This window comes from Cupriavidus sp. 05N40 (genome assembly GCF_056397305.1).
This window is the reverse complement of sequence record NZ_JBFTND010000096.1, coordinates 1-26,549: the sequence shown is the minus strand read 5'-3', so window position 1 is coordinate 26,549 and position 26,549 is coordinate 1. Positions and strand designations below refer to the sequence as shown.

Here is a 26,549-nt window from a genome sequence, read left to right as displayed (position 1 = left end):
ATCCTGCACCACGCGCCTTGCCTCAGGCCAGGCGCCCCACCAGCCCCTGCGCCGCCTCGTCATCGGTGCGCTCGAAGCGCAGCGGCGTCACCGAAATCCCGCCCCGGCCGATCACCACGGCTTCGCTGTCCTGCGTGTCGGGCCGCGGCGCGCGCGAGAATTGCAGCCAGTGGTAGGGAATGCCGCGCGGGTCGACATGCGCCCGCACGGCGATGTCCTTGACCAGGCCAAGGCCCTGCCGCGTGACGGTGAGCGGGCCGGCGGCATCGGGATCGACGTCGGGGAAGTTGACGTTCAGGCAGGCCTGGTCGCTCCAGCCGGCGGCGAGCAGGCGGCGGATGACGTCCGGGGCCAGGGCGCGGGCGGTTTCCCAGCGCACGGCGTTGCGGTCGGTGAAAGCCTGGCTCAGCGCGATGGACGGAATGCCCAGCAGGATGCCGGTCATGGCGGCGCCCACGGTGCCGGAGAACACGGTCTCGAGGCCAAGGTTGGCGCCGCGATTGATGCCGGAGAGGACCAGGCTGGGCGGGGCGTCGGCCATCAGGTGGCGCGCGGCCATGACCACGCAGTCGCCCGGCGTGCCGCTGACGCCGAAGCGGCGCTCGCCTTGCTGGCTGAAGCGCAGCGGCGCGTGCAGGCTGATCGAATGGGAAGTGCCGCTCTGGTCGTGCTCGGGCGCGACGACCCAGACTTCGCGCGCCAGCGTGGCGGCCACGGCTTCTAGCACGGCCAGGCCGGGGGCATCGATGCCATCGTCATTGGTGAGGAGGACGCGATCCAGCAGGGGTTCGGACATGGGCGGAGGAAAAATGGGCAAGGGTGAAAGGCGTGGCGGCAATGCCGCCGGCGAAAATCCAGCGGCAACTATAAACCCAGGCCGCGCCGGCCGGCTCGCCGGTGAGCGAAGGCCTTTGGCCACGATTGCCGGATTTGCCAAGACGGCGCGGCGGCGGGCCCACTAAGCTGCGCGCGTCGTTGTCCTTGCGCGCCTCGCCGCGCCGATGCCATGTCGCCCTCCCGCTTCCCCCTGTCCTCTTCCTGGCTGTCCTCTTCCTGGCTGTCCAGCCTCGGCTTTGTGCTGATCTGGTCGACCGGCTTCATCGTGGGCCGGGCCATCGTGCCGGTGGCGCAACCCAGCCTGTTCCTGCTGGCCCGCTTCGGCCTGGCGGCGCTGATGTTCGCGATTGTCGCGCTGGCCGGCGGCGCGCGCTGGCCGGCACTGCGCGACGTCCCGAAACACCTGCTGGCGGGCGCGCTGCTGCACGGCAGCTATCTGTGCGGCGGCTATTGGGCCATCGCGCACGGGCTTGCGCCTTCGGCGATGGCCTTGCTCGGGGCCTTGCAGCCGCTGCTGACGGCGCTGCTGGCGATCCCGCTGCTGGGCGAGTTCCCGTCGCGCCAGGGCTGGGGCGGCCTTGCGCTGGGTTCGCTCGGCGTAGTATTGGTGGTGGCTCCCGCCACCCTGGCCAGCGCGCCGAGCCCGGTCTCGCCCTGGGTGGTGCTGGTGGCCTTGCTTTCCATCCTTTCCATCACCATGGGCACCATCCTGCAGAAGACCTCGATTGCCACGGCCGACCTGCGCGCCAGTTCGGCGTGGCAAAACGTGGGCGGCGCCCTGGTGGCCGGCGCGCTGGCCTGGCTGCTCGGGGAGACGCACTGGCAGCCCGGCCTGGCCCTGTGGTCGGCGCTGGGCTGGGCGGCGCTGGTGCTTTCCGGCGCCGGCACCTATCTCCTGCTGCGCATCGTCCGGCGCGGCCAGGCGGCGACCGCCGCCTCGCTGATGTTCCTGGCGCCGCCGCTGGCCGCGCTGCAGGCGTGGCTGCTGTTCGGCGACAGGCTTGGCGCCCTGCAGTTGCTGGGGCTCGCCGTGGCCGGGCTCGGGGTGTGGCTTTGCCAGACCAGCCAGCGCGCCGCGCCGCGCGGAAGTACCGGCCATGCCACCGCGCGATAAAGCCGCCGCACCCTCGCTGGCAGGCCCGGCGCCGCTGGTGGAGACCCGTATCTACGAGCCGGAGCCAGACTGGCATCGGCATGGCTACGCCCAGGTCCTGTTCGGCCTGGACGGCGCCAGCGAGCTGGAGATCGATGGCCACCTGCACCGGCTCGATCGCGGCAGCGGGCTGATCGTCCCCGCTGGCGAGCGCCATGACTTCCTCGGCCTGCCGGACAACCGCCAGCTGGTGCTGGACGTGCCGCCGGGCTCGCTGGCGCTGCCCGCGGCGCTGACCGGGCACGCCCGGGCCTTTGCCGTCGCCGATAGCTGGGCCGAGCGCGTGCGGCGCATTGCCGCCCTGCCGCAAGCCCCGGGTCGAAGCACATCCCGCCAATATCACTGGCAGCTGGCCACCGTGCTTGCGGGCGACCTGGCGCAAGGCCTGGGCGTGCCGGGACGCGGCCAGTTCGCCCCCTTTCCCGTGGCGCAGATCGACGCCTACCTGCGCCGGCATCTCGACGCGCCACTGGGCGCCGGCCAGCTTGCGGCCCATTTCGGCTGGAGCGTGCGGCGCTTCCACACCCTGTTCTGCGAAGCCTTCGGCGACACGCCGCACCGTTACCAGACCCGCCTGCGGCTGGACCACGCCACGCACCTGCTTGCCGACCACAGCCAGGGCCTGGCAGACATCGCGCTGATGCTCGGCTTTCCCGACCAGACCACCTTCACGCGCCGCTTTACCCAGCGTTTCGGCATGCCGCCGGGCGCATGGCGCAGCGCCGGCGCGCGCGCATAGCGCATCACGCACATCGCATAAGCGCCTAAAAAGGCACCTCCAAACCATCGTCGCAGGATTTATTACTGCTTGATGCCAAAATTTCACAAACAAATACTGATCGATTGTCTTTAATCTGCTCGCCACTTCCGCTCAACAGCACCGCATCACTGCATTGACTGATCGCAGGCACGGAATCTCCAGACAGGCAATTGCGTAGTTTGCATGGTTGACGGCAGGACATGCCTACCCGGCATGGCCCTGTCATTTGCGGTGCCGGGCGGGCGCGCATCACCTGCGCGACCCGTCCGGCGGAAGTCTGGAAGCAACCGGCCCGCCCTTACCCAGGGCGGCGCCGGACGATTACCGACCGGAGACAATCAATGAGTGAAAAAGCAGAAGCACTGCACCGCGGCCTGGGCGAACGCCAGATCAGGCTGATGGCGCTGGGCTCGGCCATCGGCGTCGGCCTGTTCCTGGGCTCGGCCAACGCCATCAAGATGGCGGGACCGGCCATCATGCTGGCCTATATCATCGGCGGCGCCATGATTTTCCTGATCATGCGCGCGCTTGGCGAGATGGCCGTGCACAACCCGGTGGCAGGCTCCTTCTGCCGCTACGCGCAGGACTACATGGGGCCGCTCGCCGGCTACCTGACCGGCTGGAACTACTGGTTCCTGTGGCTGGTGACCTGCATCGCCGAAATCACGGCCGTGGCCATCTACATGGGCATCTGGTTCCCCGACGTGCCGCGCTGGATCTGGGCGCTGGCCGCGCTGGCCTCGATGGGCTCGGTCAACCTGCTGGCGGTCAAGGCCTACGGCGAGTTCGAGTTCTGGTTCGCCATGATCAAGATCGTGACCATCGTGCTGATGCTGATCGGCGGCACCGGCATGATCGTGGCCGGCTTCGGCAACGGCGGCGTGGCCGTGGGCCTCTCCAACCTGTGGCAGCACGGCGGCTTCATGCCCAATGGCGCCACCGGCGTGCTGATGTCCCTGCAGATGGTGATGTTCGCGTACCTCGGCGTGGAAATGATCGGCCTGACCGCCGGCGAGGCCAGGAACCCGCAGAAGTCGATTCCCGGCGCGATCAACTCCGTGTTCTGGCGCATCCTGATCTTCTACGTGGGCGCGCTGTTCGTGATCCTCGCCATCTACCCGTGGAACGAACTCGGCACGCAGGGCAGCCCCTTCGTGATGACCTTCGAGCGCCTGGGCATCAAGACCGCCGCCGGCATCATCAACTTCGTGGTGCTGACCGCCGCGCTGTCGTCGTGCAACGGCGGCATCTTCAGCACCGGCCGCATGCTCTACAACCTCGCCCAGCAAGGCCAGGCGCCGCGCGCCTTCGCCGTGGTGGACCGCAATGGCGTGCCGCGCCGCGCACTGCTGGTGTCGATCGCCGCCCTGCTGTGCGGCGTGCTGCTGAACTACCTGGTGCCGGAAAAGGTGTTCGTGTGGGTGACCTCGATCTCCACCTTCGGCGCCATCTGGACCTGGGCGGTGATCCTGGTCACGCAGATGAACTTTCGCCGGGGCCTGTCGGCGGCCGAACGCGGCAAGCTTGCCTTCCGCATGCCGTTCTGGCCCTATGGCTCGTGGATCGCGCTGGCCTTCCTCGGCCTCGTGGTGGCGCTGATGGCCTACTTCCCCGACACGCGCATCGCGCTGTACATCGGCCCGGCATGGCTGGTGCTACTCACGGTGCTGTACTACCGCCTGGGCATGCAGTCCCGCGAGCCGGTGCAATACCAGGCCTGAGCGTTGCGCCGGCGGCGCCTCGCGGCCACGCGGCGTGAGGCTGTGCTGGCGTGATTCAGCAGCAAGACGCCCCTGCCGATCGAAAGATCGCAGGGGCGTCTTGATTTCCGGCCGTGGCCTGCCAGTTCCCTGGCGTGAATTCCTAAACCCGGTGAATAAGGATAAAGGCAGGATTAACGTCTTCGCCTGAATCGCCTGTCTGCGCGTCCGATACGCATAAGCTAGCTCCTTGAAAAAATCCACTGGCCGATTTGCAGCCGGACCTGCTTGCTGTCGCGGCAATTGGACTGCAGGAAGGCGATCACCGCGTCGAGCTGGCGCCATCGCCGGATGCTGCCGCGCACGGTGCCCAGCATATAAATGTGCCCGCCCAGCAGGAACTGCACCCGCCAGAAGCCGTCGCCCTGGCTTGTCACGATCGCGTCGTAGTCGCACTTCAGCACCTGGGTGAGCCGTCCAAGGTCCGTGATGGTGATTCGGCTCGCTTCCTCCGTATCCAGCAGATCCATGATTTCTCCGACTTCGTTATCCTTCGATTTTCGAAATCGACGCCGTATCGGTACTTTTGTTGATAGCGCCGCTAAAACCCAAGGCAATTTGAGACCAGTCGAGGCGGCGGGTTACTAGGTTATTTCGCAAAGCTGTGTGAGAAATATCCCAAATACATGTCTGCCCCAAACGCATCCCGCGACTGGCGACGCAATCGATGGGCCTTGCCGGCTCGCCGGCGCCGGCGGGCATGCCCAAGCGCCGCCGGCGCACCGGGAACCCGCTCCCCGGCTGGCATGCGCGCCCTCTGATGCCTCTCACGCACACGCGGGGGCCCGGGCCACGCTAGAATGACCGCGAATCATCAATTGCCAGGGGAGCCGGATGTCTGACGCGCTTGCCGCACCCAGCAGAACCGACGCATCCGGTGCAGAGGCCCGGGCAACTGCCGTCGCAGCCACCATCGCGAAAGCCGCGGTCGATCAAGCGGACTACGACATGCGCAACTGGACCGATCCCGAGCCCGGACCGGTCCGCATCGGGTCGCAGCAGCACTTGCGCATGTTCTGCAATATGCTGCTGCAGACGCATAACCCCTACAAACCCGCCGTGATCGACTGGCCCCGGCTCGATCCCGATGCCCTGCACCGCGTCACCTCCCTGCCGATCTGGGATATCGCCGTGCAGACCGAAGGCCGTGCGTCGGTGCGCGTCAAGGCGTTTGCCGATACCGTGGCCGATCCGCTGCTGCGCAGTGCGCTGGAGATGGATAGCAGCGAAGAGGCGCGCCACAAGGTGGTGTTATCGCGGCTGGTGGAGGCGTACGGCATTGCGCTGGAACCGGAGCCGGAGTACCTGCCGCCGGCCGACCTGGAATGGGGCTGGCTCGCCACCGGCTACAGCGAGTGCATCGACAGTTTTTTCGCCTTCGGCCTGTTTGCCGCCGCCAGGAAATCGGGATTCTTCCCCGCCGAACTGGTGGAAACCTTTGAGCCGGTCATCCAGGAAGAAGGCCGCCATATCCTGTTCTTCATCAACTGGGCGGCCTGGTACCGCCGCAGCCTGCCCTGGTGGCGACGCCCCCTGTACATGCTCAAGGTGCTGCGGGTATGGCTGTTCCTGATCAAGGAGCGCATCGGCATGGCCCGCAGCATCGAGGCCGACGGCTCGGCCAAGGACGCCAATTTCCCGATGAACAGTTCGGCCGCGCTGGGCAATACCATGTCCGCGCGCGAGATGATCGAACTCTGCCTGAGCGAGAACGAAAAACGCATGGCAGGCTATGATCCCCGCCTGCTGCGTCCCGAGACGGTGCCCAGACTGGCCCGGCTCGCGCGGCGATGGCTGCGCTAAGCGCGGCTTAATTCACTTATATCCCCTCCGGAGTGCTTTGAGATGTTCTTGTTGTCCCTGATCCCGCTCGCCATCTGGTGCGTGCTGCTGGCCGGCCGCGGCGGCTTCTGGCGCGTGCGCAAGCCCGCCCCCGCGCCCGCGCCGGCGCGGTGGCCGGAGGTCGTCGCCATCATTCCCGCCCGCAACGAGGCGACGGTGATCGGCGGGGCCGTGGCCAGCGCACTGGGCCAGGACTATCCCGCGCGGCTGCATCTGGTGGTGGTGGACGATCACAGCACCGACGGTACCGCGGACAAGGCGCGCAGCGCGGCCGCGGCGCTGGGCAAGGCGGATTCCCTGAGCGTCATCACGGCGCGGGATCTGCCGGCGGGCTGGAGCGGCAAGGTCTGGGCCCAGTCGCAAGGGCTGGAAGCAGCCGATGCGCTGGCACCGGGCGCGGCCTGGGTGTGGCTGACCGATGCCGACATCCATCATGGCGCCGGTGTGCTGAAGCAGCTGGTGGCCCGCGCGGAACACGAGCAGCGCGACCTGGTATCGCTGATGGTGCGGCTGCGCTGTGCCTCGTGGTGGGAGCGCATGATCGTGCCGGCTTTTGTCTTCTTCTTCGCCAAGTTGTACCCCTTCGCCCATGTCAACGACAAGCGCAGCCGGGTGGCGGCCGCCGCGGGCGGCTGCATGCTGGCGCGGCGCACGGCACTGGCCCGCATCGGCGGGTTCGAGGCGATCCGCGGGGAACTGATCGACGACTGCAGCCTCGCGGCGTGCATCAAGCAAGGCGGTTCGATCCGCCTGGACCTGGCCGACGACAGCGTTTCGGTGCGTCCCTACGACGACTGGCGCAGCCTGTGGGACATGATCACCCGCAGCGCCTACACGCAGCTGCGCTACTCGCCGCTGCTGCTTGCCGGCGCGGTGGCCGGCATGGCGCTGACCTACCTGGCGCCGCCCGTGCTGGCGCTGGCGGGCGGAGCGCGCCTGTGGCCGGCCTGGGCGGCCTGGCTGGCGATGTCGCTGGCCTACGCGCCGATGCTGCGCGAATACCGCCAGCCGCCGTGGCTGGCGCCGCTGCTGCCGCTGACCGCGCTGTTCTACCTGGGCGCGACSGTSGAYTCSGCGCGCCGYTACTGGCTRCGCMRGGGCGGCCAGTGGAAAGGCCGCKCSCAGGCGCCGCAGCGCGGCTGAGCGCCAGGCCGGGACCTGCCCGGCCCGGGCTCAGCGCAGGTAGCCTGCGCCGCGGAACCACTCCAGTGCCTCGCGCAGCGCTTCCTGGTAGGGCCTGGCCTGGTAGCCAAGCACCCGGCGCGCCTTTTCCGAGCTGAAGAACATCTGGTATTTCGACATGGACAGGCCGTCGGCCGTCAGGAACGGCTCCTTGCCGGTCACGCGGGCCACCGCTTCGGCCGCGTAGGCCAGCGGATAGAGCGGCCAGCGCGGCAGCTTGATGGTGGGCGGGCGCCGACCCGTCATGGCAGCGAGGTCGGCCAGCATCTGCTGCAGGGTGACGTCCTGCCCGCCCAGGATGTAGCGCTCGCCGGTGACGCCGCGGTCCAGCGCGAGCATGTGGCCTGCGGCCACGTCGTCCACATGGACCAGGTTGAGGCCGGTATCGACGAAGGCCGGGATCTTGCCGCTGGCTGCCTCGACGATGATGCGGCCGGTCGGCGTGGGCCGCACGTCGCGCGGACCGATCGGCGTGGAGGGATTGACGATCACCGCAGGCAGCCCGTCGCGGGCCACCATGCGCTCCACCACGCGCTCGGCCAGCACCTTGCTGCGCTTGTAAGCGCCAATGGCTTCGTGGCCGCCCATCGGCGCATCTTCGGCGACCGGCGCCGTGGCGCCCGCGACACGCAGGGTCGCCACGCTGCTGGTGTAGACGATGCGCTCCACCCCGCAGGTCTGCGCGGCGCCCATCACGGCCTCGGTGCCGGCCACGTTGGTGCGGACGATTTCCTCGGGATCCGGCGCCCACAAGCGATAATCGGCCGCCACATGGAACAGGTAGCGCACGCCCCTGAGCGCTGCCTCCATCGCGCGCGCGTCGCGCATGTCGCCTTCCGCGATCTCCACGGGCAACCCGTCAAGGTTGCGCCGCGGGCTTTGGGCGCGTACCATCGCGCGCACCCGGAAGCCGCGCGCCAGAGCCTGTCGTGCCACCGCCGATCCGAGAAAGCCGGAGGCGCCGGTTACCAGCACATAGTCTCCTGACGTCATATTACTCACGGAAAAAAACCTCAAAGTGTTGCTGGCGAAAGCCAGGTGCCGGGCAAAGGTTGCGGCACGGGTATATAGTAACCACCGTATGACGGGAAAGTGATTCCGGAATATCAACTAATGCTGAACCCGTTGACTGGGTCGGGGGGCCTATCTTTATGCAGGTGATTCTTGCTCAACCCCGTGGCTTCTGTGCCGGTGTAGTGCGCGCGATCGAGATTGTAGACCGCGCATTGCTCAAGCACGGTGCCCCGGTGTTCGTGCGACATGAAATCGTGCACAACAAGCACGTTGTAGAAGGACTGAGGCGCAAAGGCGCGCGCTTCGTCGAAGAACTGGACGAAGTGCCTAGCGGCGCCGTCACCATTTTCAGCGCGCATGGCGTATCCAAGGACGTCGAGGCCGACGCACGCACCCGCGAGCTGCACTCGATCGACGCGACCTGCCCGCTGGTGATCAAGGTCCACACCCAGGGGCGCCAGTACGCCGCCAGCGGCCGCACCGTGATCCTGATCGGCCATGCCGGCCACCCTGAAGTCGAAGGCACCATGGGCCAGATCCCGGGCAAGGTGATCCTGGTGCAGAGCGAGGCAGAAGTCGCCGAGCTGGAGCTGCCGGAAGACACCCCGGTCGCCTATGTGACGCAGACCACGCTCAGCGTGGACGACACACGTAATATCATTGCCGCGCTGACCCGCCGCTTCGCCAATCTGGTGGGGCCGGATACGCGCGACATTTGCTATGCAACGCAAAACCGCCAGAGCGCGGTGCGCGAACTCTCCAAACAGGTGGAACTGATCCTCGTGATCGGCGCCACCAATAGCTCCAACTCCAACCGGCTGCGCGAAATCGGCACGGAAAGCGGCGTGCCCAGCTATCTGATCGCCGATGGCAGCGAGCTGAACCCCGAATGGGTGCGCGGCGTCGAAGTCGTCGGCATCACCGCTGGCGCCTCCGCCCCCGAGGAGATGGTCATGGACGTGATCGCCACGCTGCGCCGCCTGGGTCCGGTGGAAGTCTCCACCATGGACGGCCGCGAGGAACACGCTGAATTCCGGCTGCCCGCCGAACTGGCCGACCCGCCCGCGCGCAAGCGCACGGCTGCCAGCAAGGCCACCCCCGAGGCCGCGCCGCAGCCGGACCCGCAAACCGCCGCCGGGTAATGCCCGGCCGCCCCCATATAAGAAGGAAGTAAATGGCCATTCCCTTTCTGCAAGTCGCCCGCGTGGGCGCCTACGTCGTCAAGCAGCATCTGTCCGGCAACAAGCGCTACCCCCTGGCGCTGATGCTCGAGCCCCTGTTCCGATGCAACCTGGCGTGCAACGGCTGCGGCAAGATCGACTATCCGGACGAAATCCTGAACCAGCGCCTGTCCGTGGCGGAATGCCTGGGCGCCGTCGACGAATGCGGCGCGCCGGTGGTGTCCATCGCCGGCGGCGAGCCGCTGCTGCACCGTGACATGCCGGAGATCGTGCGGGGCATCATCGCCCGCAAGCGCTTCGTCTACCTGTGCACCAACGCGCTGCTGATGGAAAAGAAGCTGGACCAGTACGAGCCCAACCCCTACTTCGTGTGGTCGGTCCACCTGGACGGCGACCGCGACATGCACGACCACGCAGTCAGCCAGGAAGGCGTCTACGACCGCGCCGTGGCGGCGATCCGCGCGGCCAAGGCGCGCGGCTTCCGGGTCAACATCAACTGCACGCTGTTCAACAACGCCGAGCCGGAAAAGGTCGCGAAGTTCTTCGACTCGGTCAAGGAAATCGGCGTGGATGGCATCACCGTGTCGCCGGGCTATGCCTACGAGCGCGCGCCGGACCAGCAGCACTTCCTGAACCGCGGCAAGACCAAGCAGCTGTTCCGCGACATCCTGCAGCGCGGCCAGAACGGCAAGAAATGGGCATTCAGCCAGTCCACGCTGTTCCTGGACTTCCTGGCCGGCAACCAGACCTATCACTGCACGCCCTGGGGCAACCCGGCGCGCACGGTGTTCGGCTGGCAACGTCCGTGCTACCTGCTGGGCGAAGGTTATGTGAAGACCTTCAAGGAATTGATGGACACCACCGACTGGGACGCCTACGGCACCGGCAACTACGAAAAGTGCGCCGACTGCATGGTACACAGCGGCTTCGAAGCCACCGCCGTGGCCGACACCATCTCCCATCCGCTCAAGGCGCTGGGCGTGTCCCTGCGCGGCGTGCGTACCTCGGGCCCGATGGCCCCGGATATCCCGCTGGACAAGCAGCGCCCCGCCGACTACGTGTTCTCGAAGCACGTCGAGATCAAGCTCGAAGAGATCGGCCGCTCCAAGGCCAAGGCAGCCAACGACGCCGCCACGCGCAAGGCGGCCGCCCACTAAGCACCCGGGACGCTCCCCGACGGGAGCGCCGCGCCGCGGTACCTTGCGTACCGCCCGGCGCGGCTGCCGGCGGGCGCTCAGGCGTCCGCGGTCCGGCGTGCGTTGTGGTTGACGAGGTACTTGAGCAGCCCGTCGATGCCGTTGCGCGCCACGATGTCGGCGAACTGGCGGCGGTACACCTCGATCAGCCAGGCCCCCATCATGTTGATGTCATAGATCTTCCAGCCGTTGCCGCTGCGCTGCAGACGGTAGTCGATCTGCATATCGTCGCCGTTGTTCTGCACCCGCGTCTCCACCACCACATCGGTGGCATTGGCCGCGGCCAGGACCGGCTTGTAGCTGAATTTCACCTTCTGCTCGCGCAACTGTGACAGCGATACCGCATAGCTGCGCACCAGCAGGGTCTGGAACTGCTCGTAGAGTTGCTTCTGCTGCTCGGGCGTGGCATTGCGCCAGGCGCTGCCCACCGCCAGCCGGGTGGTACGCTCGAAGTCGGCGTAGGGCAGGAACTGGCGCTCCACCACGGCCGTGATCTTGGCCAGGTCGCCGCTGCGCGTATCCGGGCTGGACTGGATCGTGCTGATCACGCCCTCGACCGCGGCCCGCACCAGGCGGTCCGGCGAGGACTTGTCCACCGATTGCGCCTGCGCGGCCGATACCATGGCCACCGCCGCGAGCGGAACCAGGGCCTGGAAAGCAATACCGTGTGTCTTCATGCGAATTTAGACCTGAAAATGCCGGTCGGGTCGACCGTCGGACGGGTCCGGCGGCTTTGCCAAGGAAACCAGACATGGAGAGTGCCGCAGCGCGCCTCAGCGCCACAAAAGCCAGGCTGCAGACGGCTTGCGCGCACATGACGGGGCAGTATAGCGTACCGGCGCAGGCACGCACCGGGCCCGGCTCGCCCGCGTGGCGCCTCGCGCGCACCGCGGCGCGGCCCGGTACCCGAGCGCCATGCCGTGCCGTCCCGTTATACTCGCGGCTGCCGCTTTGTGCCTTTGCTTCGTCTTGTCGCTTGCATGAGGCTTCGCATTGCGACCAGAGCGGCACCTTGCGGCGTACCGTGCGCGGTACCTCCGCGTGTATCTTTTACCGCGCCCGCCGTAGCGCATCACTCAGGTCCCCATATCGCCCATGCTGACGTCGTCGGTCATTCGCATCGTCAAGTTCTCCACCCGCCGCGCCTGGCCCGTGATCGCGCTTGCGCTGTTGCTGACCATCGTCAGCGGTATCTATGTGGCTCGGCACTTCGCCATCAATACCGATATCAGCCGCCTGCTGGAATCGGACCAGCCCTGGGCGAAACGTGATGCCGCGGTCAGCGCCGCCTTTCCCCAGCGCGACCAGATGATCCTGGCCGTGGTGAAGGCGCCGGCCCCCGAGCTGGCCGATGCCGCCGCCGACGAGCTGGCCAAGGCGCTCGGGCAGCAGACCACGCGCTTTCGCGCGGTCAGCCAGCCCGGCGCCGGCGATTTCTTCGAGCACAACGGCCTGCTCTTCCTCGATACCGCCAAGCTGCGTGACGTGACCTCCCAGCTCAAGCAGGCGCGCCCGCTGCTCAACGCGCTGGCGCACGACCCGACCCTGCGCGGCCTGTCCGACACGCTCACCACCACGCTGAACCTGCCGCTGCAGCTGGGTCAGATCAAGCTGGGCGACATGGCCAAGCTGCTCGGCAGCAGCGCCGGGGTGGTCGACCAGGTGCTGGCCGGCAAGCCGGGCGCGCTGTCCTGGACCGGGCTGGTCGACTCCGGCCAGGAGCTGGCGCCCGGCGCCACGGCGATGTCCTTCGTCGCGCTCAGCCCCGTGCTCGACTACGCCGACCTGCAGGCCGGCGCCGGCGCGGCCGAAGCCATCCGCGCCACTGCGCTCAAGCTCGGGCTGGACAAGCGCTTCGGCGCCAGCGTGCACCTGACCGGCTCGCAGGCGCTGGCCGACGACGAGTTCGCCTCGGTCAAGGAAGGCGCCGCCATGAACGGCGTGCTGACCCTGCTGGTGGTGATCCTGATCCTGTGGCTGGCGCTGCGCTCCAAGCGGCTGATCATGGCGGTGCTGGCCAGCCTGCTGGTCGGCCTGGCCATCACCGCCGCGCTGGGACTGGCCATGGTGGGCGCGCTGAACATGATCTCGGTCGCCTTCGCCGTGCTGTTCGTCGGCCTGGGCGTGGACTTCGGCATCCAGTTCGGCGTGCGCTACCGCGCCGAGCGCCACACACACCCCGACATCCCCGACGCGCTCGCCTGCGCCGCCAAGGCGGTAGGCGTGCCGCTCGCGCTGGCCGCGGCCGCCACCGCGGCCGCCTTCTTCTGCTTCCTGCCGACCGACTACCGCGGCGTGGCGGAGCTGGGCAAGATCGCCGGCGTGGGCATGCTGGTGGCCTTCAGCACCACCATTACCCTGCTGCCGGCGCTGATCACCGTGATGCGCCCGAAGGACGAAGCCGGCCGGCTCGACGTGCCAGGCTTCAAGTGGCTGGCGCCCGCCGACGCCTTCTTCGAGCGCTACCGCACCCAGGTCCTGATCGCCACCCTCGGCGTGATCCTGGCGGGCGCGCCGCTGCTGATGCACCTGCGCTTCGATTTCGATCCGCTGCACCTCAAGGATCCGCACTCCGAATCGATGGCGACGCTGCTCTCGCTCAAGGATGCGCCCCAGGCCGGCACCGACAATGTCAATGTGCTGACCCCCTCGCTGGATGCCGCCAAGGCCGCCGCCGCCCGCCTGGCGGCGCTGCCCGAGGTGTCGCGCGTGGTCACGCTGCAGACCTTCATTCCCGACGACCAGCCGGCCAAGCTGGCGCTGATCGCCGATGCGAGCGCCAGCCTGATGCCGGTGCTGACGCAGACCGTGGCCACGCCGGCCAACGACGAGCGCCGCGTCAGCTCGCTCAAGAACGCGGCGCGCCAGCTGGCGCTCGCCGCCGAAGACCATCCCGGCCCCGGCGCGACGCAGGCCAGCCACCTGGCCGCGTCGCTGCGCAAGCTCGCCGCCGCCGATGCCGCCACGCRCGACCGCGCGGAGCAGGCCATCGCCCTGCCGCTGCGCCTGGCGCTGGCGCGCCTGCAGCGCACCCTGTCGCCGCAGCCGGTCACGCAGGCATCGCTGCCGCCCGCCATGGTGCGCGACTGGGTCGCACCGGACGGCCAGGCGCTGGTCAGCGTGAGTCCCAAGCTCCCCGCCGCGGCCAAGCCCGGCGATGCCGACGCCTCCAGCGTCGACAGCGATCTGCGCGACGCCGCGCTCAAGCGCTTTATCGATGCCGTGCAAGGCGTTGCGCCGGATGCCGTGGGCGGGCCGATCTCGATCCGCGGCTCGGCCGACACCATCATGACCGCCTTCGCCCAGGCCGGCGTGTGGGCCGTGGTGTCGATCACCATCTTGCTGTGGGTGACGCTGCGCCGCGTGGGCGACGTGCTGCGCACGCTGGTGCCGCTGCTGGTCTCGGCGCTGCTGACGCTGGAGCTGTGCGTGGTGTTCGGCATCCCGCTCAATTTCGCCAACGTGATTGCGCTGCCGCTGCTGTTCGGCATCGGCGTGGCATTCAAGATCTACTATGTGATTGCCTGGCGCGAAGGCAAGACGCACCTGCTGCAATCGCCGCTGACCCACGCCGTGCTCTTCAGCGCCGCCACCACCGCCACCGCCTTCGGCAGCCTCTGGCTGTCGCAGCATCCGGGCACCGCCAGCATGGGCAAGCTGCTGGCGCTGGCGCTGGCGTGCACGCTGGCCGGCGCCGTCTTCTTCCAGCCGATCCTGATGGGCAAGCCGCGCAAGCGGTCCGCGCCTGCCAAGGGGCCGGTCCACTGAAAACCCGCCAACCATGACGACCCGTTCCGATTACCGTCCCTCCAGTATTACCCGGCTGCTGCCGGCGCTGTCCCTCGCGCTGCTGGCCACAGCCTGCGCCAGCGGCCCCCAGGCCAGCCCGAACGACCCCATCGAGCCGTTCAACCGCGTCATATTCACGATCAATGACAAGGCCGACGAATACGTGGCGACCCCATTGGCCAAGGGCTATCGCGCCGTCACGCCGCAGCCCGTGCGCACCGCCATCACCAACTTCTACTCGAACCTCGCCGACGTCGGCAATTTCGTCAACAACGTGCTGCAGGGCAAGGGCGTCGACGCGGCCGAGACCTTCATGCGGATCGCCGTCAACTCCACGCTCGGCATCGGCGGCCTGATCGATATCGCCACGCCGGCCGGCCTTAGCAAGCACGCACAGGACTTCGGCCTGACCATGGGCGTGTGGGGCATACCCTCGGGCCCGTACCTGGTGCTGCCGCTGTTCGGCCCCAGCTCGATCCGCGACGGGATCGGCCTGTACGTGAACTTCCAGATCTCGCCCACCACGTGGGTCGACCAGGACTACCGCTACGGCCTGTACTTCCTGGGTTTCCTCGATGCCCGCACCAATGCGCTGGGCGCGACCGACCTGCTGACGCTGGCGGCGCTGGACAAATACAGTTTCGTACGGGATGGATACCTGCAGCGGCGCCAGTACCTGATCGACGGCGGCAGCGGCAAGCTGCCGCAATATGAAGACGACGACGCGCCGGCGGATGCCGCGCCGGCCGCGGCGCCCGGCGCACCGGCCTCTGCACCGGCCTCTGCGCCGGCCGCTACACCGGCCGAGGCAACGGCGGCACCGGTTCCGCCGCCAGCCGGCGGCGCGGAAAAGGCGCCGGACGAGAGCACCAGGAAGGAATAGTCATCAGCCTTGTGGTGGCCCGGGCGCCGAGGAGCGCCCAGGCTGCCCGCCTGCCGGAATCGTCCTGATTCCGGCGCAAGCCCCATCAAGCCCCATCAAGCCCGTTCGAGCCCCGTTCAGGCCAGCCCGAATCCCGTTCCCACGCGGCGCCGTGCCGCTTCCAGCCCCAGCCTCGCGCGCTTCGCATCGCGCGCCAGCCTGAGCAGGTCCGGCAACTGGCCGGGCCCGGCCAGCAAAGACTTCAATACCGCCCAGATATCGGTCCCGCCGTCCGCACCCATGCCGGCCACCGCAGCGGGCGGGACATCGCGCGCGGCCGGATCCACCACCACGCGGCAGGCGGCGAAGGGGACGCCGTATTCGTGCGCGATGCGTGCTGCGATATGGGATTCCATGTCGGCTGCCAGCGCGCCGGTGGCGGCATGCAGCGCGCTCTTGGCGGCCACGGAGGTAACCGGTGAATCATCGCCGGCGAGCGTGCCGGCGACGGCATCGGGCAGAGACCGGGACAGCGCCCGCAGCCAGGCGGCATCGGCCGGCCAGAAGCTGGCGCCTGCGCGGATGCCGGTGGCGAGGATCACCTTGCCGGGCAGCAGCGCGGGATCCAGCCCGCCGGCCACGCCGAAGCTGATCACCCCGGCGCAGGGCTGCGCCAGGCGCTCGCGCAGGCCTTGCGCCAGCGCCTCGGCGCGCAGGCCATGCAGGGTTTCGATGCCGGGTCCCGCGGCAATGCGGGCCTCGAAGCGCATGCCGGTCACCACGAGCATGGGACCGGCGCGGCGCGGCGCCGGGACTGCCGTGCTTACATCCCCCACGCCACCGCCCGCGTGCCGTCGCGGCGCAGGTTGCGGAAGCGGGCCAGCGCCCACAGCGGGAAGAAACGCGCGTAGCCGTGGTAACGCAGGTAGAACACGCGCGGGAAGCCCACCGCGGTGAAGCGCGCTTCGTTCCACAGGCCATCGGCCTGCTGCGTGCCGACCAGGTAATCGATGCCGCGCGCCACGGCCGGATGATCGACGGCGCCGGCCGCCATCAGCGCCAGCACCGCCCACGCGGTCTGCGAGGCCACGCTCGGCGCGGGCTCGTAGCCCTTGTAGTCGAGGCGGTAGCTGCTGCCGTCCTCGCCCCAGCCACCGTCGGCGTTCTGGATCGAGATCAGCCACTCGGCGGCGCGGCGCATCTCCGGCGCCTCCGGGTCCATGCCCGCGGCGTTGAGCGCGCACAAGGCGCTCCAGGTGCCGTAGATATAGTTCATGCCCCAGCGGCCATACCAGCTGCCGTCGGCCATCTGCTCGTCCAGCAGGTAGCGCAGCGCGCGCTTGAAGGCGTCGCTGCTGGTGGCGCTCTCGCCGAGCTGCGCCAGCATCGACAGGCAGCGCGCCGAGACATCGGCGGTGGGCGGATCGAGCAGCGCGCCGTGGTCGGCGAACGGAATGTTGTTGAGGTACTCGTGCGTGTTCTCGGGCTCGAAGGCACCCCAGCCGCCGTTGCTGCTCTGCATGCCTTCGACCCATTCGCGCGCGCGCGAAACGGCTTCGCCATAGCGCTCGCGGTGGCTGGCCGCCGTCACGGCGGGCGCGCCGGCGCCCACGCGCGCGGCGCGGTCCATGGCCATGGCCACCACGGCGGTGTCGTCCACGTCCGGGTAATGCGGATTGGCGTACTGGAAGGCCCAGCCGCCGGGGCGCACGTCCGGGCGCCGCACGATCCAGTCGCCGCGCACGTCCAGCTCCTGCAGCGGCACCAGCCATTGCAGGCCGCGCTCGGCGGCCGCCTCGGCGCGCGCGCCGCCGGCTTCCAGCAGGGCATGGCTGGCCAGCGAGGTGTCCCACACCGGCGACAGGCAAGGCTGGCAATACGCTTCGTCGCCATGCACCACCAGCAGCTTCTCGACGGACGCGCGCGCGATCGCCACGTCCGGATCGGTCCTCGGCACGCCCAGCACGTCGAACATCATCACGGCGTTCGCCATGGCCGGGAAGATGGCGCCCAGGCCGTCCTCGCCGTTCAGGCGTTCGCGCACGAACCGCTCCGCACGGTCGATGGCGCGCTTGCGCAGGCTGCGCGGGAACAGCGGCTCGGCCACGCGCAGGCCGGCATCGACCACGCGGAAGAAGCTGAACCACGCGCGTCCCTGGTGGGGCGCCTTGGCTGGCAGGCGCGTGGCCTGGCACGGGCGCAGGAACAGCTCGTCGATGCCCACGCCGCGCGGATTGCGCGCCTGCGGACGCAGGCTGTTGAGCACCAGCAGCGGCACGATCACCGTGCGGGCCCAGTACGCCACCTTGGAAAGATGGAACGGGAACCACAGGGGCAGCAGCATGATCTCCACCGGCATCATCGGCACCGCCTGCCACGGCATCACGCCGTACAGCGCCAGCAGCGTGCGGGTGAAGACATTGCTGCCCTCGGCGCCGCCCTGCGCATGAATGGAGGCGCGCGCGCGGCGCATGTGCTCGGCATCGGGGTCGTCACCGATCATCTTCAGCGCGAAATACGCCTTCACGCTGGCGCTGATGTCGGACGCGCCCTGGTGGAACAGCGGCCAGCCGCCGTCGGCATTCTGGATGCGGCGCAGGTAGCGCGCGATGCGCGCTTCCAGCACGGTATCGGCGGTCTCGCCCAGGTAATGCACCAGCAGGACGTACTCGGCCGGGATGGTGGCGTCGGCTTCCAGCTCGAACACCCAATGGCCGTCCGGCTGCTGGGCCGCCAGCAGGGCGTCCTGCGCGCGGCCGATCGCGCCTTCCAGCGCGCCCGCCTGCGGCGCGCCGTGCGCGACAGCCGCAGGGATGGYCGGATCGGTGGATATTGCTACTTGGCTCATCGGTTTCGATGTCCTCTCTTCAACAACGCAAATTACAGCAATGCCGCACGCTCGCCGGGCCCATGACGGGCGGCGACCGCGTACGGCGGCAAATCAGCGCACCGCCTCAGACGAGACCGTGCCGCAACAGGATCCAGAGCGCGCGGGCGCGGGGCACCCTCACCCGTTCGCGCGGCGTGGTCCAGCCGCGGGCCAGCAAGCGCTGCAGCACCACGTGGTAGACCTCGCCCATGATGCGCGGCGAGCGCACCACGCGGCGCGGGCAGTTCGCCATGATCGCGAACGCCTTGTCATAGTGCGCCTGGGCCTGCCCCGCCACTTCCAGGCAGGCGCGGCCCACGGCCGGATGGCCGACGATGGCCTGCGGCGCGCCCAGCGGCACGCCAGCATTGGTGAGCGCTTCGGCCGGCAGGTACACGCGGCCCAGCCCGGCGTCCTCGTCGATGTCGCGCAGGATATTGGTCAGCTGCAGCGCACGGCCCAGGTGATAGGCCAGCGCCACGCCGGCATCGCGCTCCATGCCGAACACGCGCACCGCAAGCCGGCCAACCGCGCTCGCCACGCGATCGCAATACAGGTCCAGCGTGGCGGCGTCGGGCGCGCGCACATCGCCCACCACATCCATGGCCATGCCATCGATGACCGCCAGGAAATCCTCCTGCAGCAGCCCGAAGCGCTGGATCTGCGCATGCAAGCCGCGCAAGGCGGGCGGCGGCGAACCGGCATAGCAGGCGGCCAGGTCGGCGCGCCAGGCATCCAGCCCGGCCAGGCGCGCGGGACGCGGGTCATCGCCGTCGGCGATATCGTCCACCGCCCGGCAGAAGGCATAGATCTCGAACATCGCCTGCCGCTGCACGGCAGGCAGGATCTTCATGGCGGCATGGAACGAACTGCCGGACGAGACGGCATTGCCTGCGGGTGGGACGTTTTGCACTGCGATATCGGTTCCGGCCACGTAACTCCCCGTCACGCGTTGAGCCGCCTCCGCCGCACGCCCCGTTCCCGGAAAAGCACACGGGAAAAGGCACGCACAGCCAGGGCGGCATGATTTTGGGTAATTCGGGATTATAGCAAGGCGCGCCGTGGAGGGCCTGCTAGCGGGCAGCGGGGTGAACTTCGGACGCCAGGGCGCGGGAATGCAGGGGGCGGGCTGCGCAGAGCGGCGGCGAATGCGCCCGGGAAGTGCTCGACATGCACCGCTGGAAGCGTCTATCAAGCGCCCATCGAGCGCCCATCAATATCCCGATGAATCACAAAAGCAGGGATCAGACGAGCCGGCGCGCCCGCCTGCGAAAGACACGCAGGCGCGCGGTCGTGCGGGGCGCGGCTCAGGCGCCGCTTACCCGGCCTCGCAGCCGGAGCACGACAAACCCTCTCAGGCCGGGATCATAGCGGGCAAATTCGAACCCCTTGCCGGCCGGATCCACCGGCACCCGGTCGGCCGCGGCCTGTGCCAGGGCCCATTCGGTGGCCGCCTGCATCCTGCGAAGATCGGCCAGCACTGCCGGCGAAACACGGTCGAGCAAGCGACGCGAACGGAGCGCTTCCATGGCGGCCTCCCTTGGGCTGGCAATCAGGACGCCCTCAGTCTATGCCCCACCTGCGCCTGCCTGATGTGTTCCAGCCCACACATCGCGCCATGTTCCCCGCGCCGCGAGAACGGAAGCCCGGTGCTCAGAATCCCACCGGATAGCCGTCCTTGCGGTGATCCGAAGCGGCCGCGTAGCCGCTGTCGAGCCGCATCGCTATCTGGGCGCCGCCGAAGTCCAGGTTGCCCTGCGGCGCCACCTCGACCTTGTGCCCGCGCGCGCGCAGCCCTGCCACGGTGGCTTCCGGGCAGTTCCATTCCACCGAGATGGTGCTGTTGTCGTCCAGCACACGCCAGCGCGGGCCGTCGCACGCGGCTTGCGGGTTCTGGCCGAAGTCCGCCAGGCGGCTGGCCATCTGCACATGGCCCTGGGCCTGCATCGAGCCACCCATCACGCCGAAGCTGGCCAGCGGCTTGCCCTGGCGCATCAGGAAGCCGGGGATGATGGTGTGGAACGGCCGCTTGCCGGGACTGACCTGGTTGGGGTGGCCGGGCTTGAGGTTGAAGCCCCAGCCGCGGTTATGCAGCGCGATGCCGGTGCCGGGCACCACCACGCCGGAGCCGAAGCCCTTGAAATTGGACTGGATGTACGAAACCATCATGCCGTTGCGGTCCGCCGCGGTCAGGTAGACCGTGCCGCCGCTGTGCGGCTTGCCGGGGCCGGCCGCGCCGGCACGCTCGAGGTCGATGGTCCTGGCGCGGCTGGCCAGGTAGCGGCGATCCAGCAGATCGGCCGCCTGCACCTCGGTCATCGCCGTGTGGTCGCCTACGTAGGCATGCAGGTCGGCAAAGGCCAGCTTCATGGCTTCCACCTGCACGTGGATGGCCGCGGCGGAGTCCACGCCCATGCCGGCCACGTCGAACTGTTCCAGCATGCCCAGCGCCATCAGCGCGCCGATGCCCTGCCCGTTCGGGCCGATCTCGAACAGCTCCAGGTCGCGGTAGGCCGTGCTGATCGGCTGGACCCAGTCAGCGCGGTGCGCGGCCAGGTCCGCCTCGGTGATCAGCCCGCCGGTGGCGCGCGCGTGCGCGGCAATGCGGCCGGCCAGTTCGCCATGATAGAAATCGTCGCCCTTGGTCTCGGCGATGCGGGCCAGCGTCCGCGCCTGGCCCTCGCAGATAAAGCGCTCGCCCGGCAGCGGCGCGCGGCCGTTCGGCGCGAAGGCGTCGGCAAAGCCCGGCTTGTCGATCAGCACCGGCACCTGCGCCTGCCACTGGCGGTGCACGGTGTGCGAGACCAGGTAGCCATTGCGCGCATATTCCAGCGCGGGCTCGAACAGGTCAGCGAACGGCAGGCTGCCGAACTTTTCCCAGGTGGCACGCCAGCCGGACACCGCGCCTGGCACGGTCACGGTGTCCCAGCCGTTGGGGGGCATGCTGTCGTAGCGCGAGAAATACTCCGGCGTCCAGGCCGCGGGCGCGCGGCCGCTGGCGTTCAGGCCGTGCAGTTCCTTGCCGTCCCAGATCAGCGCGAAGGCATCGCCACCGATCCCGTTCATGCAGGGCTCGACCACGGTCAGGGCGATGGCGGTGGCCAGCGCCGCGTCCACGGCGTTGCYGCCGCGGGCCAGCATGCGCAGCCCGGCCGCGGCCGCCAGCGGCTGCGAGGTGGCCACCACGTTGTCGGCCAGGACCGGCACGCGCTGCGAGGGATAGGGGAAATTCCAGAAATTGGTCATGGGACTAAGCGCTTGCGCCCGGTGAGCGGCGATTGAAAGTTGAGGAATCAGGGGACTGCAACGCCCGGTAGCCACCGTCGCGGGACGGCTGCTGCCGGGCACTTCAAGAACAAGAAAACGACGGAAAGCGCGATGTCTTCACGGCTGCGTCTATTCGATCCGCACGTTGGCCGCGCGCGCCACCTTTTCCCACGTGCGCATCTCGTCGCCGATCATCTGGCCGAACTGCTCGGGCGGGGTGTACTTGATCTGCACGCCCTGCGCTTCCATCGACGCGCCAAGCTCGGGCGAGGCCAGCACCTCCTTCATGGCGGCGGCAAGCTGCCGGACCACCTGCGGCGGCGTGYCCTTCGGCGCGACCAGGCCAAACAGGTTGTCGGCACGGAAATCGCGGATGCCCGCCTCGGTCACGGTCTGCGCATCGGGCAGCGAACTCACGCGCTGCCCGGACGCCACCGCCAGCAGGCGCAGCTTGCCGGATTTCACATGCGGCAGCGCCGAGGGAATGCTGTCGAACATCAGGGTGGAGCGCCCGGCGATCAGGTCCGGCAGTGCGAACGAGCTGCCCTTGTATGGCACGTGCACCACGTCCACCCCGGTGCGCAGCTTGAACAGCTCCGATTCCAGGTGCGACAGCGTGCCGGCGCCCTGCGAGGCGAAGTTGTACTTGCCGGGCGAGGCCTTGAGCAGGCTCACCAGCTCGGGCACCGAATGCACCGGCAGCGAGGCCGGCACCACCAGGATATGCGGCACGGTGCCGATGCCCGCGATGGGCACGAAATCCCGGCTCAGGCTGGCAGGCTGGCTGTTGTACGTGGCTGCCGCGATGGCGGCATTGCTGACGGCAGCCAGGTACAGCGTGTAGCCGTCGGGCGCGGCCTTGGCCGCGTAGCCCATGCCGATGGCGCCGCCCGCGCCCGGGCGGTTGTCCACCACCACGGGCTGCCTGAGCACGGTGGACAAGCGCTGCCCCACCGCACGCGCCAGCACGTCGGTGGCGCCGGACGGCGGGAAGGACAACACCAGTTGCACCGGGTGGTCGGGATAGTCCGCGGCGGCGGCCGGCGCGGCGGCGCCGAGGGCCAGTGCCAGCAGCAGGCCGGCATGGCACGAACGTGTGCGGAAAAGCGACTGCGTGAACATGATCAGGGTAGCTCCGGAAAGCGTCGAGAGACGTTGACTGCCTAGGTAGGTTCGGATGCGTTCCAGGGCGCAGCCGCTTTGCCTGCCAGCTTGTTTGCGCGCCCCTGTCATGCTGGATCTGCTTCGCCTTCGGGCGATATGCCGGCTGATGGGAAGTGATGATTCTAGGGCGGGCTTCCGGACACCGGGATGCGGATCGGCCATAAGGCTATGCGAAAATGGAATACCCCTGTGGAAGATCCGTGCGAGAGGCCCGCGGCGATCCGTTCACGGGACCACCCGAAACAGTCCTAGGAACGCGCAAGCCATGCAACTGAAATGGATCGACGACCTGCTGGTCCTGGAAAAGACCCGCAGCTTCTCGCGTGCCGCCGAGTTGCGGCACATCACGCAATCGGCCCTGTCGCGGCGCATCCGCTCCCTGGAAGACTGGGCCGGCGCGGTGCTGGTCGACCGCAACACCTTCCCGCTCGATCTCACGCCCGCGGGCAAGACCTTCTGCGCCAGCGGCCGCGAAGCGCTGACCCTGCTGATGGACGCGCGCGCCACCCTGCGCCAGGAAAGCCGCATGCCGGGCAAGGCCATCCAGATCGCCGCCGGGCACACCTTGTCGCTGACCTTCCTGCCCACCTGGCTCAAAGCCTGCCAGGCCCGCTACGGCCAGTTCAATGCACGCGTGGTGGCCGCCAACGTGCTCGAAGCGGTGGTGGCCTTGTCGGAGGGCAACTGCGACCTGATGCTGGGCTACAACCATGCGCGCGTGCCGGTCTCGCTGGATACCGACAAGTTCCGCAGCCTGACCGTGGGCCATGACCTGCTGATGCCGCTGAGCGCGCCCAACTTGCGCGGCGGCCCGCTGTTCTCGCTGGGCGGCAGCGGCCACAAGCCGATTCCCTACCTGGCCTATACCGCCGGCACCACGCTCGGGCGCGTGGTGGAGGTCATCCTGGAAGGCACGCCGCCGCGCCGCCCCCTGGAGCGCTGCTACGAGGCGGATATGGCGATCCTGCTGATGAAGATGGCCATCGAAGGGCACGGCGTGGCCTGGCTGCCGCGCACCACCGCGGCCGACGCGCTGGCCGCGGGCACCCTGGTGCCGGCCGGCGATGCCACATGGCACTCCGGACTCGACATCTGCGCCTACCGCGCGGCCCACGCCGGCAACCCTACCCTGCTCGAACTCTGGGAGGTGCTGGAGCGGCAGGCGCAATAGCGTGGCGCCGCGTGCGCCACGCCGCATGCCGGCGTCACCTATGCTGTAGACGTTTGCGGATTGCCCCCGCGACTGGCCCGGGCCGGCGCCCGAACCGGGACGCGAGGCCGCCTCCGGCCTGCTGTCCCGGCACGTGGATGCGCTGTGCCGGCGCTCCTCCTGCGACCTCGACCAACTGCTACGGGAGAACTGCCCCATGGGTCTTGCTGGCATCCTGTTCGCCCTTGGCCTGCTGATCTGGCTGGCCTACCGGGGCTGGAGCATCCTGCTGCTGGCGCCGGCCGCCGCGCTGCTGGCCGCGGCCACGGCGGGCGAGCCGCTGCTGGCGCACTGGACCCAGACCTTCATGGCCAATGCGGCGGGCTTCTTCGCGCAGTTCTTCCCGCTGTTCCTGCTGGGCGCGCTGTTCGGCAAGCTGATGGACGACAGCGGCTCGGTCAACGCCATCGCCGCCTGGATGATCCTCAAGCTCGGCCCGCGGCGGGCCATCCTGGCGGTGGTGCTGGCCGGTGCGCTGGTCACCTATGGCGGGGTCAGCCTGTTCGTGGCCTTTTTCGTGCTGGCGCCGATGGCACAGGCGCTGTTTGCCGCCGCGCAGATCCCGCGCCGGCTGATGCCGGCTGCGATCGCGCTTGGGACCTCCACCTTCACCATGTCCGCGCTGCCGGGCACGCCGGCCATCCAGAACGCCATCCCCATGCCGTTCTTCGGCACCACGCCGTTCGCCGCGCCGGGCCTGGGCGTGATTGCCGCGGCCATCATGCTGGGCTTCGGGCTCTGGTGGCTGGGGCGGGTGGAGCGTGCCGCGCGCCGCGCGGGCGAGACCTTCGGCGACCATGCGCTGGCTTGCGCCGACCGCGCTGCCGACGATGCGCTGGTGCGCGAGCGCGCCACCGTGGCGCGCGAATTCGATCCCGCCGAGGCCCACCGCGGCGCGCGCAGCGAAGAACTGCCTGCCGTGTGGAGCGCCTTCGCGCCGCTGGTGGTGGTGGTCGCCGTCAACCTGGTCATGAGCCTGCTGGTACTGCCGCGCCAGGACGCCGGCTACCTGGCCGACGAGCGCTGGGGCGGCACCAGCCTGGCGGCGCTGGGCGGGGTGTGGTCGGTAATCGTGGCGCTGGCGGCCGCCACGCTCTGCCTGCTGATCCTGCACCGCAAGCGCCTGCGCAAGCTGCGCGAGAGCATGGACGCCGGCGCCAATGCGGCCGTGCTGCCGGCCGTGAGCGTGGCCAGCCTGGTGGGTTTCGGCGCGGTGGTGGCAGCCCTGCCCGGCTTCGACGTGGTGCGCGACTGGGTGCTGTCGATCGAGGGCGGTCCGCTGGTATCGCTCGCGGTGGCCACCAATGTGCTGGCCGCGCTGACCGGCTCGGCCTCGGGCGGCCTGACCATCGCGCTGCAGGCGCTCGGCGGCACCTATCTGCAACTGGCCGAAGTCACCGGCATCGACCCGGCCCTGATGCACCGTGTCGCCGTGATCGGCGCCGGCACGCTCGACAGCCTGCCGCACAACGGCGCGGTGGTAACCCTGCTGGCGGTGTGCGGCACCACCCACCGCGAGAGCTATCGTGACATCGTGGTGGTGGGCATCGCCGGCCCCATCGCCGCACTGGTCGCGGTGATCCTCATCGGCGGGACCTTCGGATCCTTCTAACGACGGCTGCGGCCGCCGCGATCCTGGCTCCCGGGCGAATGCACGTTGCACCGGCGCGGTAGCGGCAGGGCGCGCCACGTCTTTCGTCACCGAGGTACGGTCGTCCGGCAGCGGGTTGCCGGTGGGGCAGGATTCACGCCCGTGTTCCGCCCCTGCGCTCACTCGTGATATGGTCGCCGGACGCTGCATCTCCCCAATGCAGGATGCATCCGTTCAACGTCCTTATCGGAACCCCGGAGCCGTCGCATGCTCACCACCGGCAGCTGCCACTGCGGCAATATCTCGTTCACGCTCGACTGGAAGTCCGACGCGCCGGAGATCCCCGCGCGCCGCTGCACCTGCTCGTTCTGCACCAAGCATGGCGGGGTCTGGACCTCCTGCCCCGAGGGCTCGCTGAGGGTCATCGTCAAGGACCCCGCCGCCGTCTCCGGATACGCCTTCGGCACCGAGACTGCCCGCTTCCATGTCTGCACCCGCTGCGGTGTGGTCCCGCTGGTCAGCTGCCAGATCGGCGGGCGGCTCTATGCGGTGGTCAGCGTCAATGCGCTGGAAGGCGTGGATCCGGCGCTGGTGCGCCATCCCGCAAGCACCACCTTCGACGGCGAAAGCACGGAGGACCGGCTGGCGCGGCGGCAGCGCAACTGGATTGCGGATGTGGAGATCCTGCCGGCCGGCGCATAGCGCCCGGCACCTCCGGGCGGCCGGCCTGCCCCGGAGCGCCCGGYCCGCGGCCTAGCGCTCCCCGCGCAGCCGCCGCACCGTCGATCCGCGCGGTGTCAGCACGGCCAGCACCGCTGCTGCGATAAGCAAACCGGGCACGTCGCCAAGCAGGTGCCCGCGCTGGTGCACGC

Annotated in this window: 23 protein-coding genes; 12 read left to right on the top strand and 11 right to left on the bottom strand. The window is 68.9% G+C overall.

Features of this window, described 5'->3' with window-relative positions; translation table 11 throughout:
- Positions 1 to 22: 22 nt before the first annotated feature.
- Complete coding sequence (gene surE, locus AC1DO7_RS22145; protein WP_441614988.1) at positions 23 to 796, bottom strand: 5'/3'-nucleotidase SurE; 774 nt, start codon at positions 794 to 796, stop codon at positions 23 to 25.
- A 210-nt stretch (positions 797 to 1,006) separates the two neighbouring features.
- Here surE and AC1DO7_RS22140 point away from each other — a divergent pair, with 210 nt between their 5' ends.
- Both AC1DO7_RS22140 and AC1DO7_RS22135 read left to right on the top strand, forming a co-directional pair.
- Positions 1,007 to 1,951, top strand: coding sequence for a DMT family transporter (locus AC1DO7_RS22140; protein WP_441614990.1), 945 nt, complete (start codon positions 1,007 to 1,009; stop codon positions 1,949 to 1,951).
- Entirely contained in the window at positions 1,935 to 2,729 is a 795-nt protein-coding gene (locus tag AC1DO7_RS22135; RefSeq protein WP_441614992.1) for a helix-turn-helix transcriptional regulator, read from the top strand. The genes AC1DO7_RS22140 and AC1DO7_RS22135 overlap by 17 nt, the downstream gene beginning before the upstream one ends.
- Positions 2,730 to 2,754: 25 nt before the next feature.
- On the opposite strand, the gene AC1DO7_RS22130 is transcribed toward AC1DO7_RS22135, so the two are convergent.
- Positions 2,755 to 2,901, bottom strand: a complete 147-nt coding sequence (locus AC1DO7_RS22130) for a hypothetical protein (protein ID WP_441614994.1) — start codon at positions 2,899 to 2,901, stop codon at positions 2,755 to 2,757.
- A gap of 190 nt (positions 2,902 to 3,091) precedes the next feature.
- Between AC1DO7_RS22130 and AC1DO7_RS22125 the strand changes: the two genes are divergently transcribed.
- Positions 3,092 to 4,471: an amino acid permease gene (locus AC1DO7_RS22125; RefSeq protein WP_441614996.1), complete on the top strand. Its 1,380-nt coding sequence runs from the start codon at positions 3,092 to 3,094 to the stop codon at positions 4,469 to 4,471.
- Between the two features lie 221 nt (positions 4,472 to 4,692).
- Here the strand turns inward: AC1DO7_RS22125 and AC1DO7_RS22120 are convergent, their stop codons facing one another.
- The gene (locus AC1DO7_RS22120; RefSeq protein WP_441614998.1) at positions 4,693 to 4,980 is read right to left on the bottom strand and encodes a hypothetical protein; all 288 of its coding nucleotides are present in this window, start codon (positions 4,978 to 4,980) and stop codon (positions 4,693 to 4,695) included.
- 364 nt (positions 4,981 to 5,344) lie between these two features.
- Here AC1DO7_RS22120 and AC1DO7_RS22115 point away from each other — a divergent pair, with 364 nt between their 5' ends.
- Entirely contained in the window at positions 5,345 to 6,313 is a 969-nt protein-coding gene (locus AC1DO7_RS22115; protein ID WP_441615000.1) for a ferritin-like domain-containing protein, read from the top strand.
- 42 nt (positions 6,314 to 6,355) lie between these two features.
- Entirely contained in the window at positions 6,356 to 7,495 is a 1,140-nt protein-coding gene (locus AC1DO7_RS22110) for a glycosyltransferase (protein WP_477116570.1), read from the top strand.
- A gap of 30 nt (positions 7,496 to 7,525) precedes the next feature.
- Here AC1DO7_RS22110 and hpnA read toward each other — a convergent pair whose 3' ends face one another.
- The gene (gene hpnA, locus AC1DO7_RS22105; RefSeq protein ID WP_441615004.1) at positions 7,526 to 8,527 is read right to left on the bottom strand and encodes a hopanoid-associated sugar epimerase; all 1,002 of its coding nucleotides are present in this window, start codon (positions 8,525 to 8,527) and stop codon (positions 7,526 to 7,528) included.
- A gap of 158 nt (positions 8,528 to 8,685) precedes the next feature.
- Here hpnA and ispH point away from each other — a divergent pair, with 158 nt between their 5' ends.
- Both ispH and hpnH read left to right on the top strand, forming a co-directional pair.
- The gene (ispH, locus tag AC1DO7_RS22100; protein ID WP_441615006.1) at positions 8,686 to 9,690 is read left to right on the top strand and encodes a 4-hydroxy-3-methylbut-2-enyl diphosphate reductase; all 1,005 of its coding nucleotides are present in this window, start codon (positions 8,686 to 8,688) and stop codon (positions 9,688 to 9,690) included.
- Positions 9,691 to 9,722: 32 nt separating this feature from the next.
- Positions 9,723 to 10,886 carry an adenosyl-hopene transferase HpnH gene (gene hpnH / locus AC1DO7_RS22095; protein WP_441615007.1) on the top strand — a complete coding sequence of 388 codons (1,164 nt, stop codon included), beginning with the start codon at positions 9,723 to 9,725 and terminating at the stop codon, positions 10,884 to 10,886.
- A 77-nt stretch (positions 10,887 to 10,963) separates the two neighbouring features.
- Here the strand turns inward: hpnH and AC1DO7_RS22090 are convergent, their stop codons facing one another.
- Entirely contained in the window at positions 10,964 to 11,602 is a 639-nt protein-coding gene (locus AC1DO7_RS22090; RefSeq protein ID WP_441615009.1) for an MlaC/ttg2D family ABC transporter substrate-binding protein, read from the bottom strand.
- Between the two features lie 418 nt (positions 11,603 to 12,020).
- Between AC1DO7_RS22090 and hpnN the strand changes: the two genes are divergently transcribed.
- Together hpnN and AC1DO7_RS22080 are read left to right on the top strand one after the other, a co-directional pair.
- Positions 12,021 to 14,693 (top strand): hopanoid transporter HpnN, encoded by a 2,673-nt coding sequence (gene hpnN / locus AC1DO7_RS22085; protein WP_477116569.1) that lies wholly within the window; start codon positions 12,021 to 12,023, stop codon positions 14,691 to 14,693.
- Positions 14,694 to 14,706: 13 nt separating this feature from the next.
- Complete coding sequence (locus AC1DO7_RS22080) at positions 14,707 to 15,597, top strand: MlaA family lipoprotein (RefSeq protein ID WP_441615013.1); 891 nt, start codon at positions 14,707 to 14,709, stop codon at positions 15,595 to 15,597.
- A 116-nt stretch (positions 15,598 to 15,713) separates the two neighbouring features.
- Here the strand turns inward: AC1DO7_RS22080 and AC1DO7_RS22075 are convergent, their stop codons facing one another.
- The 6 genes from AC1DO7_RS22075 to AC1DO7_RS22050 all read right to left on the bottom strand — a co-directional run bounded on the left by AC1DO7_RS22075 (position 15,714) and on the right by AC1DO7_RS22050 (position 22,834).
- A complete protein-coding gene (locus AC1DO7_RS22075; protein ID WP_441615015.1) occupies positions 15,714 to 16,364 on the bottom strand; it encodes a phosphorylase in 651 nt (216 codons plus the stop codon).
- 35 nt (positions 16,365 to 16,399) lie between these two features.
- Entirely contained in the window at positions 16,400 to 18,424 is a 2,025-nt protein-coding gene (gene shc, locus AC1DO7_RS22070; RefSeq protein WP_477116568.1) for a squalene--hopene cyclase, read from the bottom strand.
- 106 nt (positions 18,425 to 18,530) lie between these two features.
- Positions 18,531 to 19,379 (bottom strand): presqualene diphosphate synthase HpnD, encoded by an 849-nt coding sequence (gene hpnD, locus AC1DO7_RS22065; protein WP_441615018.1) that lies wholly within the window; start codon positions 19,377 to 19,379, stop codon positions 18,531 to 18,533.
- A 373-nt stretch (positions 19,380 to 19,752) separates the two neighbouring features.
- On the bottom strand, positions 19,753 to 19,974 hold the full coding sequence (locus tag AC1DO7_RS22060) for a hypothetical protein (protein WP_441615020.1): 222 nt from the start codon (positions 19,972 to 19,974) through the stop codon (positions 19,753 to 19,755).
- A 124-nt stretch (positions 19,975 to 20,098) separates the two neighbouring features.
- Positions 20,099 to 21,691, bottom strand: coding sequence for a gamma-glutamyltransferase family protein (locus tag AC1DO7_RS22055; protein ID WP_477116567.1), 1,593 nt, complete (start codon positions 21,689 to 21,691; stop codon positions 20,099 to 20,101).
- Positions 21,692 to 21,841: 150 nt separating this feature from the next.
- On the bottom strand, positions 21,842 to 22,834 hold the full coding sequence (locus AC1DO7_RS22050) for a Bug family tripartite tricarboxylate transporter substrate binding protein (RefSeq protein WP_477116566.1): 993 nt from the start codon (positions 22,832 to 22,834) through the stop codon (positions 21,842 to 21,844).
- Between the two features lie 307 nt (positions 22,835 to 23,141).
- Here AC1DO7_RS22050 and AC1DO7_RS22045 point away from each other — a divergent pair, with 307 nt between their 5' ends.
- The 3 genes from AC1DO7_RS22045 (at position 23,142) to AC1DO7_RS22035 (ending at position 26,379) form a co-directional block, all read left to right on the top strand.
- Complete coding sequence (locus AC1DO7_RS22045; RefSeq protein WP_441615025.1) at positions 23,142 to 24,047, top strand: LysR substrate-binding domain-containing protein; 906 nt, start codon at positions 23,142 to 23,144, stop codon at positions 24,045 to 24,047.
- Between the two features lie 196 nt (positions 24,048 to 24,243).
- Entirely contained in the window at positions 24,244 to 25,698 is a 1,455-nt protein-coding gene (locus tag AC1DO7_RS22040; RefSeq protein ID WP_441643284.1) for a GntP family permease, read from the top strand.
- 246 nt (positions 25,699 to 25,944) lie between these two features.
- The gene (locus AC1DO7_RS22035) at positions 25,945 to 26,379 is read left to right on the top strand and encodes a GFA family protein (RefSeq protein ID WP_441615029.1); all 435 of its coding nucleotides are present in this window, start codon (positions 25,945 to 25,947) and stop codon (positions 26,377 to 26,379) included.
- The last annotated feature ends 170 nt before the right edge of the window (positions 26,380 to 26,549 follow it).